16 protein-coding genes are annotated in these 15,648 nt (G+C 64.8%); 4 read left to right on the plus strand and 12 right to left on the minus strand.

From position 1 onward, the window contains the following. Positions 1–61: 61 nt before the first annotated feature. The gene (locus tag AB3X99_RS23135) at positions 62–580 is read left to right on the plus strand and encodes an SET domain-containing protein (protein WP_083245191.1); all 519 of its coding nucleotides are present in this window, start codon (positions 62–64) and stop codon (positions 578–580) included. Positions 581–627: 47 nt separating this feature from the next. Here AB3X99_RS23135 and AB3X99_RS23140 read toward each other — a convergent pair whose 3' ends face one another. The 4 genes from AB3X99_RS23140 to AB3X99_RS23155 form a co-directional block, all read right to left on the minus strand. Next, on the minus strand, positions 628–1,464 hold the full coding sequence (locus AB3X99_RS23140) for a hypothetical protein (protein WP_368618256.1): 837 nt from the start codon (positions 1,462–1,464) through the stop codon (positions 628–630). Positions 1,465–1,839: 375 nt separating this feature from the next. Beyond that, a complete protein-coding gene (locus AB3X99_RS23145) occupies positions 1,840–2,556 on the minus strand; it encodes an SDR family oxidoreductase (protein WP_368618257.1) in 717 nt (238 codons plus the stop codon). Between the two features lie 45 nt (positions 2,557–2,601). Continuing rightward, entirely contained in the window at positions 2,602–3,483 is an 882-nt protein-coding gene (locus AB3X99_RS23150) for an NAD(P)H-binding protein (protein ID WP_368618258.1), read from the minus strand. A gap of 76 nt (positions 3,484–3,559) precedes the next feature. Continuing rightward, on the minus strand, positions 3,560–4,132 hold the full coding sequence (locus AB3X99_RS23155; RefSeq protein WP_069263191.1) for a TetR/AcrR family transcriptional regulator: 573 nt from the start codon (positions 4,130–4,132) through the stop codon (positions 3,560–3,562). A 282-nt stretch (positions 4,133–4,414) separates the two neighbouring features. On the opposite strand from AB3X99_RS23155, the gene AB3X99_RS23160 reads away from it, so the two are divergent. Genes AB3X99_RS23160 through AB3X99_RS23170 form a run of 3 tightly spaced genes read left to right on the plus strand, consistent with a single transcriptional unit; the run spans position 4,415 to position 8,470 of the window. Next, a complete protein-coding gene (locus tag AB3X99_RS23160; RefSeq protein ID WP_133792122.1) occupies positions 4,415–4,870 on the plus strand; it encodes a (2Fe-2S)-binding protein in 456 nt (151 codons plus the stop codon). 1 nt (position 4,871) lies between these two features. After that, positions 4,872–7,136, plus strand: coding sequence for a xanthine dehydrogenase family protein molybdopterin-binding subunit (locus AB3X99_RS23165; protein WP_342948650.1), 2,265 nt, complete (start codon positions 4,872–4,874; stop codon positions 7,134–7,136). Positions 7,137–7,147: 11 nt separating this feature from the next. After that, entirely contained in the window at positions 7,148–8,470 is a 1,323-nt protein-coding gene (locus AB3X99_RS23170) for a cytochrome c (protein WP_368618259.1), read from the plus strand. A gap of 70 nt (positions 8,471–8,540) precedes the next feature. Here the strand turns inward: AB3X99_RS23170 and AB3X99_RS23175 are convergent, their stop codons facing one another. The 8 genes from AB3X99_RS23175 to AB3X99_RS23210 form a co-directional block, all read right to left on the minus strand. Next, on the minus strand, positions 8,541–9,344 hold the full coding sequence (locus AB3X99_RS23175; protein WP_069263183.1) for a transporter substrate-binding domain-containing protein: 804 nt from the start codon (positions 9,342–9,344) through the stop codon (positions 8,541–8,543). A 228-nt stretch (positions 9,345–9,572) separates the two neighbouring features. Then, a complete protein-coding gene (gene hutG, locus AB3X99_RS23180; protein WP_368618260.1) occupies positions 9,573–10,382 on the minus strand; it encodes an N-formylglutamate deformylase in 810 nt (269 codons plus the stop codon). A gap of 27 nt (positions 10,383–10,409) precedes the next feature. Next, complete coding sequence (locus AB3X99_RS23185) at positions 10,410–11,801, minus strand: formimidoylglutamate deiminase (RefSeq protein WP_368618360.1); 1,392 nt, start codon at positions 11,799–11,801, stop codon at positions 10,410–10,412. 31 nt (positions 11,802–11,832) lie between these two features. Beyond that, positions 11,833–12,474 (minus strand): HutD family protein, encoded by a 642-nt coding sequence (locus AB3X99_RS23190; RefSeq protein WP_368618261.1) that lies wholly within the window; start codon positions 12,472–12,474, stop codon positions 11,833–11,835. Beyond that, positions 12,471–13,238, minus strand: a complete 768-nt coding sequence (locus AB3X99_RS23195; RefSeq protein ID WP_368618262.1) for an amino acid ABC transporter ATP-binding protein — start codon at positions 13,236–13,238, stop codon at positions 12,471–12,473. The genes AB3X99_RS23190 and AB3X99_RS23195 overlap by 4 nt, the downstream gene beginning before the upstream one ends. Continuing rightward, a complete protein-coding gene (locus tag AB3X99_RS23200; RefSeq protein ID WP_069263172.1) occupies positions 13,235–13,903 on the minus strand; it encodes an amino acid ABC transporter permease in 669 nt (222 codons plus the stop codon). Before AB3X99_RS23200 ends, AB3X99_RS23195 begins: the two co-directional genes overlap by 4 nt. Positions 13,904–13,920: 17 nt before the next feature. Further along, positions 13,921–14,676: a transporter substrate-binding domain-containing protein gene (locus tag AB3X99_RS23205; protein WP_069263170.1), complete on the minus strand. Its 756-nt coding sequence runs from the start codon at positions 14,674–14,676 to the stop codon at positions 13,921–13,923. Positions 14,677–14,746: 70 nt separating this feature from the next. Beyond that, positions 14,747–15,496 (minus strand): IclR family transcriptional regulator, encoded by a 750-nt coding sequence (locus AB3X99_RS23210; RefSeq protein ID WP_368602688.1) that lies wholly within the window; start codon positions 15,494–15,496, stop codon positions 14,747–14,749. Positions 15,497–15,648 lie beyond the last annotated feature (152 nt).

A 15,648-nucleotide genomic window follows, 5' to 3' on the forward strand; every position in this document is an offset into this window, starting at 1 on the left:
TTCATCACTCGCATTCATCGTAGCCGCTTATACTGCACGCGTTCAACGCGCGAAGATGGCCATGAGCAAACGAATGACTGTCCGGCAGTCGCCGGTGCATGGAAAAGGCGTCTATGCGTTGCGTCCCCTGCGGGCCGGCGAGCGCATCTTCGAATACAAAGGCAAGATCATGAGCTGGCGTAGCGCGGCCCGGCGTTATCGTCTGCGTGAAGACGGCGCGCATACGTTTCTCTTCGGCCTTTCCGATGGCCGCGTGATCGACGGCGGCCAGGGCGGCAACTGGGCGCGCTGGCTCAATCACGCGTGCCAGGCGAACTGCGAAACCATCGAAATCAACGGCCACGTGTTCATCGACGCGTGCCGCGACATCCTGCCAGGCGAAGAGCTGTTCATCGACTACGCGCTCGAATTGCCCGACGACGCCTGCGAAGACAACGTGCGCGAATACACCTGCCGCTGCGGCGCGCCGGTGTGCCGCGGGACGATGCTCGCCGGCGCCAGTGTTGGCGTTGGTGTCAGCGCCGGTGTTGTCGCTGACACCGGCGTGAGCAGCATCGTCAGCGTAGTCAGCCTGTTTTAGGCGATGCGGAACTGACTTTGCCGAGGGGCGATTGAGCCGGCTGTCCCTCAATTCGAAGCCGTTTTGCGTGCGGCGGCGTCGGTGGACGGTCCGGTTCCGCGCAGGTTCGTCACGTTTTGCAGCAGGTCGAACCAGAACGGCGCGCCGAACAACGTTGCACTCGCCGTGAGCAGCCAGCCGACGATCATCCAGGCCACGCCGTCTGCATAGGCACCATCCCTTTGCCAGCCGATCGGCAACTGGTTCATCAGGGAAACCGCGCCGGAAGACGCGTTTGCGTGCAACGCACCCGCGAGCGAGGGATGCAACCATAGAATCCTGAACAGAAACACCGTATCGATGTTCAGTGCGATCACGATGACGAGCGCCACGGCAAATGAAATGAACTGCGACCAGCGCTTGTAGGTGCCGGAGAGCCTGTCCATGCCGTTGTCGAACCACTTGCCGAGCGCGTCCGAAAACTGGCCGACATCCTGGTTGGCGTGGCGGTACATCGCCTGCAATACCTCCCTCAACTGCTGGTTCTGTATGGTGGCAATCGACTGACCGATGTCCTGGTCCGCGCCGGGCGCGCGCCGAAGGATATCGATCATCGCGAGGGCAAAGTCCTTCGACGGAATATAAGAGGGCTTGTACTTCAGGTCGCTCGCATTCGTCGCGTCCCCAGAGTCGCGCGGGCTCACGAGCGCGTGGTTGTAGAGGTCGCGCGCCATGCCGTTGAACTGCGGGTCGTTCAGGATCTGCTTGATGCCAGATAGCAGACATTTCGCGCGCAACTGCAAGAGCGACGCAAAAAGCTCGGTCACGGTGCTGACGGCAAGGCTCACCGCGAAATAGCAGAACACTAAACCAATGCCGACTTCGAGTACGGTGCTGTTGAACATGTGCGGCTCCGCGTGCTTGCGCTTCAAAGAGATGAGAGACTGCGCAGCCGGCTGCTCTTCAAAGCCTGTTCGTGACATTCGCGTGGCGGGAGCCCTCTCTTCAACAATCAGCTGTTTTGGCACGACGCTCAAGACCGTAAATGCGGGTTGTGTGGGCAATCTCACACAGAGAAAGCAACGGAGGAACTGCTCGCCTTAACTGCCGATACAAGAATTCAAACCTTCGCAGTTCGAATCATTCGTGGATCGAAACGATGATTCGAAACCTGTCGCACTCGGCACTTCGCTCCACGTCCAGCCGACATAGAGGGCCGGAGCCGCGCGGTCTTCATGCGCGTGCGGCAGCACCGGCACTTGGCGGCCTGCTACGGCACGCTATGCCTGCAGCACCGCGGGGTCGATATATCCCGGCACCGCAGCCGAAAGCGATTGCTTCAGTTCACGGCTGCCCGCATCCGCGAGCACTTCGCTCTCTCCCGTTTCGAGCGCATCGTAGGCCTGGCGAACGACATCGACGGGACTCGCTTTCGGCACGTCGAAATCCTTCGTGAGATCGGTATCCACGAAGCCGACATGCACGCCGACCACGCCGATCTTTCGTTCCCTGAAGTGCAGACGGATGTTGTTGGTATAGCTCCAGGCCGCCGCCTTCGAAGCGGAATACGGCGCGAGGAACGGCACGGCTCGCCACGAAACATCGGAGAGCACGTTAATTACGCCACCGTTGCCATCGCTGGGCAGCACGGCTTCGAACGCGCGCGTCGTGCGAATGACGCCATAAAAGTTCGTTTCGAAGATGCGCCGCGCCTGGTCTTCCGCCTCTGCCGCAAGCGGGGACGCGAGAATTTCCGCAATGCCCGCGTTGTTCACGAGCACGGTCACGTCCGAGGCGATCTTGGCGGCCGCCGTAACGGAGTCCGGATCCGTCACGTCTATCTTGAGCGGAATGATGCCGGGTTCGCTAAAGCCTTCCGGGTTGCGCACCCCTGCATAGACCTTCGCGGCCCCGCGGGCTAACGCCTCGCGTGCAAAAGCCAGACCGAGGCCACGGCTTGCGCCGGTTACAAACACAACGGAATTCCTGATCTTCATTTCGAATCTCCAAAAGAATGAGTCATGGACAGTGATAGTTTGAAATCAGGCCGGGAAGCGCTCGCGGTGGGCGCGAATGAACGTCTCGACCGTCTGCGGCGCTTTTCCGGTCACTTGCTCGATGATGCTGTCGGTACCCTTGAACACGCCGTTCTGGTAATCGACGGCGACTTCGATGAAATGCTGGATCGCAAACCCGGGAAGGTCGTACTTCTGCAAATGTGCGCGATATTCGTCGAGCGTGCCCGGGCGATAAACGATCTTCCGGTCGATGACCTTGCCGATCTCGTCGGCTATGCCATGGTGGTCGAGTTCGACCGGCCCGCAAAGCTCGTAGCGCTTGCCAATATGGCCCGACGGCTGCGCGAGCACCGTGGCGATGAAGCGGGCCTGATCAACGGCGGCGATCGGCGCATGGCGTCCCGCTCCGTAAGGCAGCGTGATCTGTCCTTCGTTGACGATGGTGTCGCGCACCCACGGGAAAATCAGCCATTCGGAAAAGAAGGTCGGGCGAACATGAATGGTCGGCACCCCTGACCAGTCGAGCACGCGCTCGGCGATCCAGTGATCGCGCGCGGCGTGGCTCCTCGCGTTCTCGCGCGCGGAGATCTGCGACATTTCCACGACGACTTCGAGTCCGGCGCGGCGCGCGGCGTCCGCGAAATACGCGGTGCCCTGAATGAACCCGGGACTGACGGGATAGCACAGGTAAGCGCCCGTCACGCCCGAGGTGGCGCGAATCAGGTCGTCGTGATCGAGCAGATCGCCCACCACGACTTCGGCGCCGGCGGCGCGCAGCGAGGCACTGCGCGCGTCTTCCGCACGGACCATTGCGCGAACCGCGTGTCCGGCTTCGAGCAGGTTGTTGACCACGTGCACGCCGGTTTTGCCCGTGGCGCCGGTAATCAGAAATTTACGCTGTTGCATGATGAGTTCTCCGCCGAAAGTGCATATGCACATAGGTAAGCAAATAAAATCGCCAGTCTCTGGCGACAGCTTTCGTTCAGATCGATTCGATGTGTTGCCTGACGTCTTCCAGCAGCGACGCAGAAGCGTCCGGATCGGGGATGATGCGCGCCATGGTCAGCGCGCCGATCATGGCCGCGAGTGCGAAAACAGCCTGCGAGCGGTCTGCCTCTTCCTCCGGTGTCGCCATGCGCGCCGCCAGCATGTCCACCAGCGCGTCGAACCCGCGCGACGCCGCCGCGCGCGTCGCGTCGTCCGCGCGCGCCAGCTCGCTGCCCATGCCGGCAAGCGGGCAACCGTTCGCTCGCGCGTCGCGATGACCGGTGGACATGTACGCGTCCACGACAGCGCGGAACGCGTCCTCGCCCGTGGCCCCATCCGCAGCGGCGACGAGGTTCTCGACGATGCCGGCCAGCCCCACTTCGCACGCCTCGGCAACCAGTTGGTCCTTCGACTCGAAATGGCGGTAAAAGCCGCCATGCGAAAGTCCGGCGGCGGCCATTACGTCGGCGAGTCCCGTTGCATGGATGCCATTCGCCCTGAATGCCCCAGCGGCGACTTCCACGATGCGCTCCCGCGTCTGCGCCGTTTCTACCTTCGACTTCCTCATGATGACCCGCGCTCCGTGCTTCGATGTTGTTTAGATGGTAGTCATCATCTAAATGGAAGTCAAGGCGCGTTTTGGCGACGCGAACATCGCAGGGCAGCCACACGGACCGATTTCTGCACGTATTTAACGGCGGCGCTACACTCGTGCGGTTGTCGAAAGGCCGCGCCCACTGGCCATCGCTTTGGCTGGCTCATTAGGCAGCAGAGGCGAAACAGCCAGCGCGCGGACGCTTCGATTGCACGATCAAGAACGACAAATCCCCACTCTCGGAGAGCCCCCTCCATGACGACGTTGACAATCAACGGAGAAACTCATACGGTCGACGCGCCGCCCGACATGCCGCTGCTCTGGGTCCTGCGCGACATCGTCGGCCTCACCGGCACGAAGTTCGGCTGCGGTATTGCGCAGTGCGGCGCATGCACGGTGCATCTCGACGGTGAGGCCGCGCGCTCGTGCGTGCTGCCCGTCGCGGCCGTTGCGGGCCGCAAGATCACCACCATCGAGGCGATCGGCGCCACCCCCGCCGGACAGAAGGTGCAGAAGGCCTGGCGCGAGATCGACGTCGTGCAGTGCGGCTACTGTCAATCGGGGCAGGTGATGTCGGCGACAGCGCTCATCGCCGCGAATCCGAACCCGAGCGACGCGGATATCGACGCCGCCATGGCGGGCAACATCTGCCGCTGTGGCACCTATGCGCGCATTCGCGCGGCCATCAAGCAAGCCGCGAAGGAGGCCTGAGATGTCACAAGGTCTCCTCGATGCGCAAAACGGCGCGCCGGAACGCAAGCTTCATGTCACCGCAAGCGGCCCACTCTCGCGACGCACGTTTCTCAAGCTCGGCGCGGCGGCGGGCGGCGGCCTGCTGCTCGGCATCAGCTTTTCTGCCGGCGCGCAGGGCGACAGCCAGACGCGTCGATCGGTCGTAGGCGGCGACGGCAACGAAGCCCCGCAAGACGGCGTGTTCGAGCCGAACGCCTTCGTGCAGATCGACCGCTCGGGCAAGGTCACGCTCATCGTCCCGAAGGTGGAGATGGGGCAAGGCGTGTACACCTCGATTCCGATGCTGATTGCGGAAGAACTCGAAGTGCCGCTCGATAGCGTCACGATCGATCACGCGCCGCCCAACGCGAAGCTCTTCACCGATCCGCTGCTGGGCGGCCAGCTCACGGGCGGCTCGACGTCGATTCGCTTTGCCTGGCAGCCCATGCGCGAAGCGGGCGCCGCCGCGCGCACCGTTCTGATCCAGGCGGCGGCGCAGCAGTGGCAAGTCGATCCGGCCACCTGCCACGCCAAAGCGGGCGAGGTGCTGCACGACGCGAGCGGGCGGCGCATCGCCTATGGCCAGCTCGTCGATGCGGCCGCTCATCTGCCCGTACCGCAGAAGGTCGCGCTCAAGGAGCCGAAAGACTTCACGCTGGTCGGTAAGCCCACAAAGCGCCTCGACTCGCCGGAGAAGGTGGACGGCTCGGCGCTTTTCGGCCTCGACGTGCGCCTGCCCGACATGGTCTACGCCGCCATCGTGAACTGTCCTGTGTTCGGCGGCACGCTCGCGAAGGTCGACGACACGCACGCGAAGCAGGTTCCCGGCGTCAAGCAGGTCGTGAAGATCGACAACGCCGTGGCCGTGATCGGCGCGCACACCTGGGCCGCGAAACGAGGCGCTGCGGCGCTCGTCGTCGAGTGGAACGAAGGCGCGGGCGCGACCGTTTCGATGCAGCAGATCGTCGCCGATCTCGCGAGCGCCTCGCAACGCGAAGGCGCCGTCGCGCGCAAGGACGGCGACGTGCAGCAGGGGTTCGGCACCGCAAAAACGCGCATCGACGCCGTCTATCAGCAGCCCTTCCTTGCACACGCAACGATGGAGCCGGTCAACTGCACGGTCCACGTACAACCCGATAGCTGTGAAATCTGGGTGGGCAGCCAGGTGCCCACGCGCGCCGTGGATGCGGCCGTGGCCGTCACAGGTCTGAAGCCCGAGCAGGTCACGCTGCACAATCACCTGCTTGGCGGCGGCTTCGGGCGGCGACTCGAAACCGATTTCATTACCCAGGCCGTCAAGATCGCCAAACAGGTCGGCGTGCCGGTCAAGGTCTTCTATACGCGCGAAGAAGATATCCAGCACGACATGTACCGGCCGTATTACTACGACCGTCTCTCGGCCGGACTCGACGCGAACGGCAAGCCCGTAGCCTGGCAGCATCGCATCGCGGGCTCCTCGATCATGGCGCGCTTTGCGCCCCCCGCGTTCCAGCACGGCGTCGACCCCGACGCCGTCGAAGTCGCCGCCGACCTGCCCTACGACCTGCCGAACCAGCTGATCGAATACGTGCGCCAGGAACCGCACGCGGTGCCCACTGCGTTCTGGCGCGGCGTGGGGCCCACGCGTGGCACGTTCGTGGTGGAGAGCTTCGTCGACGAACTGGCCGTGGCCGCGAAAACCGATCCGGTCACCTACCGCCGCAATCTGCTCGGCAAGTCGCCACGCGCACTCAATGTGCTCGACGTAGCCACGCGCGCCGCGAACTGGGGACCACCCATGCCGAAGGGCCAGGGACGCGGCGTTTCGGTGATGCACGCGTTCGGCAGCTTCCTCAGCATGGTCGCCGACGTCACGGTGGACGACGGTGAGGTGCGCGTGAACCGCGTAGTCTGCGCCGTGGATTGCGGCATGGCCGTGAACCCGGAGACCATCGAGGCGCAGATCCAGGGCGGCATCGTGTTCGGTATCACGGCGGCGCTGTGGGGCGAGATCACGATCGAGCGCGGACGCGTCACGCAAACCAATTTCACCGACTACCGGATCATGCGCATCGACCAGACGCCGGTGATCGAAGTGCATCTGGTGAAGAGCGCCGAAGCGCCCGGCGGGATCGGCGAGCCCGGGACCTCGGCGGTCATACCGGCCGTGGCGAATGCGATCTACGCGGCGACCGGAAAGCGTCTGCGGCACTTGCCAGTGGGCCGCCAGCTCGTGAACGCGGGCGCGTCCGCGCACTCGGCTTGAGGGAGCGAACCATGACGAAAACGATCGACGCATCCCAACGAGCCCGCGGCCTGCGCCGCATTGCCGGTGCCACGCTCGCGCTAGCAGCATTCGCGTGCGTGACTGCGCGCCCCGCCCTCGCGGCGGGCGCTGCGGACGCCGCCACGATCCAGCGCGGCGCCTACCTCGCCGCCGTGGGCGACTGCGCAGCGTGCCACACGGCGCCGCACGGCAAGCCGTTTGCAGGCGGCCTGCCGATGAACACGCCGCTTGGGCGCATCTACTCGACCAACGTCACGCCCGACCCGGACACCGGAATCGGCAGCTACACGCAAGCGGACTTCGCGCGCGCCATGCGCGAGGGCGTTGCCAAGGACGGTCACAATCTCTATCCGGCGATGCCTTATCCCTCGTATGCGAAGGTGCGCGACGAGGACGTCGCCGCGCTCTACGCATACTTCATGCAAGGCGTGCAACCGGTCAAGCAGAGCAACCGCGACGCCGACATCAAGTGGCCGATGAACATGCGCTGGCCGCTCAAGATCTGGAACGCCGTCTTCCTCGAGAAGGGCGCGTACCAGGACAAAGCGGGCAAGGACGTGGCATGGAACCGCGGCGCGTACCTCGTGCAGGGTCTCGGCCATTGCGGCTCGTGCCACACGCCGCGCGGCATCGGCTTCAACGAGAAAGCGCTCGACGAAAGCGGCGACGCCTGGCTCACGGGCGCCCTGCTCGACGGCTGGTTCGCCTCGAACCTGACCGGCGCGCACAACACGGGCCTCGGGCGCTGGAGCGCAGCGGACCTCGCGCAGTTCCTGAAGACGGGCGCGAACCAGCACGCCTCGGCGTTCGGCGCGATGACCGACGTGATCAACAAGAGCACCCAGAGCATGAACGACGCGGACGTCAACGCGATCGCCGTCTACCTGAAGTCGCTGCCGGCGAAGGGCGACGACGGCGGAGCGGCCTACGCCTATGACCCGCAGGCGACGAAAGTGTCGCTCTCGCGTCCGGCGAACGATGCGGGCGCGCGCGTCTACACAGCGTATTGCATGCATTGCCACGGCGCCGACGGGCGCGGCTTCGCGCCGATGTTCGCGCCGCTCGCGGGCAATCCGAACGTGCTGGAGAAGGACGCGTCGTCGCTCATCAACGTCACGCTCAACGGCACCGGGGATCTCGTGATCCAGGGCATGCCCGCGCCGTACCCCATGCCCGCTTATGCAGATGTCCTAAGCGACAAGCAGATCGCCGATGTGCTCACGTTCGTTCGTGCGGGCTGGAACAACAAGGCAGGCGCGGTGGGCGCGGCAGAGGTCGCGAAGATGCGCACGAGGACGCAGGCGGCGCGGTAGGAGGGAGTGTTGAAGCGATCGCGCCGGCCATGATTGCGGCCGGCGCGATTGTCGTGAAACGACTGTAGCGTTAGTGAGCGAGCGGTTGCGTCACGTCCTGGCCGAACCACTGCATGGAGATCTTCTTGAGCGTGCCGTCCTGCTTGAGCGAGGTGAGCGCGTCGTTGATCGCCTTCTCGAACTTCGGATTGCCCTTGCGGAACGGAATGGCCATTTGCTGATCGGCGCCCGGCAACACGGCGCCCGGACGCAGCGGCAGGTTCGACGTCTTGATGATGTACGGCAGCATCAGGCGATCGTCCATCGTCGCGTCGATGCGCTTCGCGGCCAGGTCGCGCAGCTTCTCGGGCGCGCCGGGATACGTCTGCACGTTGATGCCCTGCACGGCGCGCGCCATCTGGTCATAGTTGGTGCCGAGCGTCACGCCGAGCTTCTTGTCGCCCTTGAATTCGTCGAGCGTCTTGAATTCGCGTTTGTCGTCGGAGCGCTGGATCAGCTGCGCGGCCGAGTACGTGTAGGGCTGGCTGAAGTCGAGCGCCTGCTGACGTTGCGGCGTAATGGTCACCTGATTGACGATCACGTCGAACTTGCCGGCCTGCAGCGCGGCGATAATGCCGCTCCACTCGGTGGGAATGAACTCGGGCTTGACCCCGAGCTTGGCCGCCACGGCCTTCGCGACGTCCACGTCGAAGCCGACGAGGTCGCCCTTGCTGTCACGGGAATCGAACGGGGGATAGGTGCCTTCCAGACCGATCTTGAGCACCCCGGCCTGTTTGACCGAATCCAGCAGATCTTCCGCATGGGCGGAAACGGCGGTAAATCCGAGTGCCGATACGGCTAGCGCGCTTGTGAACAGGAGCTTCTTCAACTTCATTCAACCTCTCCTCTTTATGTGGATGTCTGGACTGCTTCGCGATGGCACATCAGCGCCCCCCGAGGCCGCGTCGCTAGAGAATACTACGATCGGCAGCGCGTTCGTAGCCCGCACAACTGAGTACTTTCCCGCGCTGGGTGGGGTGCGGAACGGGGCACATCGCCTATGAGATCCGCGGCGTTCTGAAATGTAGGGATTCGCTTAATAGCGCGCCCACGTGCGGCGCAATCAGCCCGCGGCGGCGTTCATCGCCTTCACGGCCTCGAGCGCGCCGCTCACCATCGCGCTCACCACCGGCTCGACTTTCTGCGCGAGCAACGGCGCGTAGTCGAACGGCGCAGCCTCGCTCATGTACGTCGACTGGCACATTTCGAGTTGCACCGCATGCACGCCGTCCTGCGGCGCGCCGTAATGGCGCGTGTTGTAGCCGCCCTTGAAGCGGCCATTCGCGATCCACGTGAAGTCGCTTGCAGCCGCCGCGCGCTCGACCGCCGCCTGCACCGGCGCTGCCGCCGTGCGCCCGTCCTGCGTGCCGATGTTCAGATCGGGCAGCTTGCCGTCGAATAGCCGCGGCAGCACGCTCGCAATCGAGTGCGCCTCCCACAGCAGCACGTTGGCGTGCTGCGCGCGCAGGCGCTGCAGCTCGGCGCGCAGCGCGTCGTGATACGGCTGCCAGTAGGTGGCGACGCGGCGCTGCCGCTCGTGCGCATCAGGCGCGCGGCCCTCGCGATAGAGCGCCTCGCCGCGGAACGTTTCGGTCGGGCACAGCGAAGTCGTCGTCTGCCCCGGATACAGGCTTTCGTCGTTGGGCGGCCGGTTCAGGTCGATCACATAGCGCGACACCCGCGCACCGAGTATCGTCGCGCCCAGCGTCTTCGCAATCGCATAGAGCCGGTCGAGATGCCAGTCGGTATCGGCGACCGTGAGCGCGATGTCCGTATACGCGTCGCGCAGCGTCTCGGGAACCTGGGTGCCGAGGTGGGGAATCGAGATCAGCAGCGGCGCCGTGCCGCGTTCGAGCGTAAAGAGGTCGGTCATGGGAGCTCCGTTCGGTTGGCCGCGCACTTACGCGCCGGCAAGGAGATGGTTCAACGCCCTACGATAATCGGCGTACAGGCGCGCTTCGTCTCGGTGGCGGCGCTGCGCGACGACCTGCTCGCCGCCCACATAGACGTCGCGCACCGGCGTCTCGCCGTGCTCGCAGAACACCACTGACGATAGCCAGCTTTGCGGCGTCTGCTGCGCGAGGTTCGGATGCTGCGCGTCGAGCACGAGCCAGTCCGCGCGAGCGCCCTCCTGCAGCGCGCCCACCGCGCGCCCCGTCGCGCGCGCGCCGCCCGCGAGCGCCGCGTCGACAAGACGGTCGGCCACCTGCGCGGTCTCTGGCGACGCGAGCACGTTGCGTTCGCGCCGCGTGAGCCGCTGACCGTATTCGAGCAAGCGCAATTCGGCGCGCCAGTCTACGCCGATATGGCTGTCCGAGCCGATGCCGAACGCGCCGCCCGCATCGAGATACTCGCGCGCAGGGAAAATACCATCGCCGAGATTCGCTTCGGTCGTGAGGCACAGGCCCGCAATCGCGCCGCTTTGTGCGAGCGCGGCGGTCTCCCGCGCATCGATATGCGTCGCATGGACAAGGCACCAGCGCGCGTTCACATCGAAGCGATCGAGCAGCCATTGCACGGGCCGCGCGCCCTCGGTCGCCATGCAAGCCTCGACTTCGGCCGTCTGCTCGGCGATGTGGATGTGGACGGGCGCACCGGGAAGCACTTGATCCAGACCTTCCAGCAGCACACGCAACGAATCATGCGAAACCGCGCGCAGCGAATGCGGCGCAACGCCATAGCGCAACGCGCCGTGCTCCGGGCGCCACGCACGCAGCGCCTCGACGATGCCGAGCAACTGGTCGGGCGTGTTGATGAAGCGCCGCTGATCGTCGCGCGGCGCTTGCGCGCCGAAGCCGCTGTACTGATAGAGCACGGGCAGCATGGTCATGCCGATGCCGGTCACGCTCGCTGCCTCCACCACATGCTGCGCCAGTTCGGCGGGGCTCGCATAATGCTGGCCGTCCTGCGCGTGATGCACATAGTGAAACTCGCAGACGGACGTGTAGCCCGCCTTGAGCATTTCCACGTAGAGCCAGCTCGCGACCGCGGCAAGATCGTCGGGCATGATGCGCGCCGCAAAGCGGTACATCAGGTCGCGCCAGCTCCAGAAGCTGTCGGTGGGATTCGCGCGATATTCGGTGAGGCCGGCCATCGCGCGCTGGAACGCATGCGAATGGAGATTAGGCATGCCAGGTATGATCGGGCCCGACGCACGCGCGCCGCCTTCAGGCGCTTGCGCGAGGTCGGGCGTCACGCCGCGCAGCGTGCCCGTGGCGTCCCATTCGAGCAGCACATTGCGGTGCCAACCGCCGGGCAAATACGCATGTTCCGCGAAAAGCGCGTTAGTCATGGAAAGCGGAGGGTTCAGGGTGCTCATGAAATCAGGCTTGCGCGATATCGAGTATGACAACCAGCAGCGCGCCTTCGCCGCACGTTTCGAGCTCCACGGCTTGCTCCGCATCCACGCGCAACGTGTCGCCGGGCGCGAGCGCGATGAAGCCCTCGCCCGCCACGCTCACCTCGGCCTGACGTTGCACGGCATGCAGCAACACGGTCTGCGCATGCACGCTGCGCCGCGTTGCCTCGCGCCACACTTCGAGCGCGCCGCGCGCGGCCTCGCGGCGCACCATCAGGTTGAACACGAGCACGGGGCCAGCGGCGATCCGTGCATCGATTGCGGCTTCACCTGCAAAGCGGGCGATATCCAGCGCGCGTTCCAGCGTATGCGTGGCATGAGGCTCTTGTTCTCCTGCGCGCGCCTCGTTCAACTGCAAGGCGGCACCGTCGATCAACACGAGCGTGCGGTCTATGCCCTCGAAGCACGAAAACGGCCCGGCTTGCGCGATATCCGCGAGACTCGCGCGCCAAGCGAACCCATCGGGCAGCGCGCCCGCTGCGCAACCCGTCGCGATTTCGCGCGTCACGCCGCCGCCGTTTTTCCAGGGCGCGGGCACAAGCTCGACGCCGCGCAGCAGCGTCACCTTTGCACCTGCGCAGCCTTCGGGTGCGGACGACCGGTTCATGTGCGCGACAACACCGCTTGCAGAAAACTGCGCGTGCGCGGCTGTGCCGGCGCGGTGAAGATCGTCGAAGGCGGCCCCGCCTCGACGATCTCGCCGCCGTCCATCACGACCACGACGTCGGCCACTTCCTTCGCGAAGCCCATTTCGTGCGTGACCACCACCATCGTCATGCCCTCGGAAGCCAGCAGCTTCATGACCTGCAGCACCTCGCCAACCAGCTCAGGGTCGAGCGCGGAAGTCGGCTCGTCGAACAACATCACGCGGGGCTGCATGGCAAGCGCCCGCGCAATGGCGACACGCTGCTTCTGGCCGCCCGAAAGGCTCGCCGGCATCACATGCGCCTTATGCGCGAGCCCGACTTTCTCGAGCAGCGCAAGCGCGGCGGATTCGGCCTGCGCCTTCGATGCCCCGCGCAACATGCGCGGCCCAACCGTGATGTTGTGCAGCACCGAGAGGTGCGGAAACAGATTGAACGACTGGAACACCATGCCGACTTCGGTACGCAGCGCATTGAGCGCGCGGTCCTTGAGCATCGCGCCGTTTTCCACGAGTCGATGACCGCAGATATCGACGGTGCCGCCCTCGGGCTGCTCGAGGCCATTACAGCAGCGCAGAAACGTGCTCTTGCCCGAACCGCTCGGGCCGATCACCACGACGACCTGTTGCGGCTGAATATCGAAGTCGATGCCGTTGAGCACGAGGTGCGAACCAAACGACTTCTTGAGTCCGCGAATGCTGACGATCGGATCCAGTTGCGCGCTCATTGCACCATCCCTCCCGCGCGCAGGCGGCGCTCGACGCGATGCAGCGCATAGTTGGTCGTCTGTGTCAGCACGAGATAAACGAGCGCGATCACGAGATACACCTCCAGCGAGCGATACGAAACGCTGATGATCTTCTGGCCTTCATGCATCAGGTCGTCGATCGTCAGCAGCGAGACCAGCGCGGAATTCTTGATGAGCGCGATGAATTCGTTGCCGAGCGGCGGAATCATGCGCACCACGGCCTGCGGCAGGATGATCGCGCGCATGGCCTGCGCCGACGACATGCCGATCGACCGTGCGGCTTCCATCTGCCCGCGATCGACGGACTGGATCGCGCCGCGCACGATCTCCGAGACATACGCGGCCGAATAGAGCCCGAGCCCGAGCATGCCGCAGACGAACGCCGGCAGCAGGATATTGAATTGCGGCAGTCCGAAGAACAGCAGGAACAGCTGCACGAGCAGCGGCGTACCGCGAAAGAAGACGAGGTAGCCCGTGCAGAAGCCGTACACGAGCCGCCGTTGCGGCGCGAGCCGGCCGATGCCGATCAGGAGGCCGAGCATGCAGCTGAGCACGAGCGCCGCGGCGGTCACTTCCACCGTGACCAGCGCGCCGTGTGCGATGTCGGCCCAACCGGCGATAGCCGGAGAGAAGTCGAGTTGCATGGATCAGATCCGCCGGTTCACTTCGAACCCGTGCCGAACCACTTGTTCACGATCTGGGCGTAGGTGCCGTCCGCCTTGATCTTCGCCAGCGCAGCGTTCAGCGCATCGCGCAGCTGCGGTTCGTCCTTGCGCACGGCAATGCCATAGGCTTCCTTCGTCAGCTCGGTGTCGAGCACGCGAAATCCTGCGCGCGTGCGGGCGAACTGATACGCGGCGGGCTTGCCCGTCACGGCGGCGTCCGCGCGGCCAATGCCGACCAGATCGAACATTTCCTGGTTCTTCTCGACCTCGACGCGCGTGACCTTCGGGTAGTTGTCGCGCAGGAAGTTCACCGACTTCGTGCCGACCTGAACCGAGACCTTCTTGCCCTCGAGATCGGCGAGCGTCTTGATGGGCGAGTCGGCCTTCACGAGCGCGACGAGGCCGCCCGCGAAATACGGCTGCGTGAAGTCCACCACCTGGCTGCGTTCGGGCGTGATGTAGATGCCGGAAATCGCGGCGTCGAAGCGGTGCGCGATCAGACCCGGAATCAGCCCCTTGAAGTCGATGTCGGTCCACTGGACCTGCTTGCCCATTGCCTTGGCGAGCGCGTTCATCAGGTCGACGTCGAACCCGGTGCGCTGACCGTTTTCCGTGAACTCCATCGGCGGGAACGTCGCATCGGTCGCGACCTGGAGGACGTTCTGCGCTTGCGCGCTCGCGGTGCCGGGAGCGGCGGCCGCGAACATGGCGAGGGCGACGCACGTGGCGGACAGCAGTTTATGCAGTTTCATGTTGGACTCCTGTGTGGTTTCTCGGGACGCTGCGGTTTTGGGCTTCGTTCTTTGGCTTCGTTCGTTGCGGTCAATCGGTTTGCAGACGGGCGGAAATGGTGTGCGCGGTGCGCAAGGTCCAGTCGGCGAGCTGCAGCTCGCGGCCCGCCACGCGCGACGACGGCGCCATCAAGGTGATCGACGCGTTGGCGCCCGCGCCGCGTGCAACGCGCCGGAACACAGGCGCACTCACGCCCCATACGCCAGGGTCGACTTCGCTTTCGCTCACCGCGTAGCCGCGCGCGCGAATCTGCTCCAGTTCCGCTTCCATGGCGGCGCGGCCCGGCGCGTCGCCGGCGAAGAGACGGTCGAGCGTCTCGCCGCGCGCCTTTTCGTGCATGAAGGCGAGCAATGACCTGGCCGACGCCCCGGCCTTGAGCGGCACTGCGCGCCCCTTCTCGAACGAGCAGCGCAGCGAATGCGTGCTTTCGACCATTTCGAGGCAGACCACCTGGTCGTTCACGGCGACGACGAGGCCGACACTCTCCTGCGAGGTCCGCGCGAGTTGCAGCATGCCTTCGCGGCTCGATTCGACGAGCAGGGAATTGACGTCGAAGCCGAGCGCAAGCTGCAGACTGATGGGGCCCGGCGCGTAGTAGCCGGCGTCTTCGGTCACGAAGCCCCAGCGCTTGAGCACCGCGACCTGGCGGTAGAGTGTGCTTTGCGCGAGCCCCGTGGCCGCGAGCATGTCCTTCGCGGACATCGCCTTGCCGCGGCTCGCGAGTGCCGAAAGCACCAGTAGCAGGCGCTCTGCGCCGGTAACACCGGGTTCCTGTTTCACCTGAATGACGAAGGCTGAAGTGATGCACTCAGCATGCCACGTCACTCCCGGAAATCAAAAATACGATTCCCAACGAATGGGAATGACATGCGAGGGTTTTCCCTGGCGATGTCCGATGTCCCGCGTGGGTCCGCGCGGTGTCTTTTACCGGC

It is taken from the genome of Paraburkholderia sp. BR10882 (assembly GCF_040948855.1).
Taxonomy (GTDB): Bacteria; Pseudomonadota; Gammaproteobacteria; order Burkholderiales; family Burkholderiaceae; genus Paraburkholderia; species Paraburkholderia nodosa_A.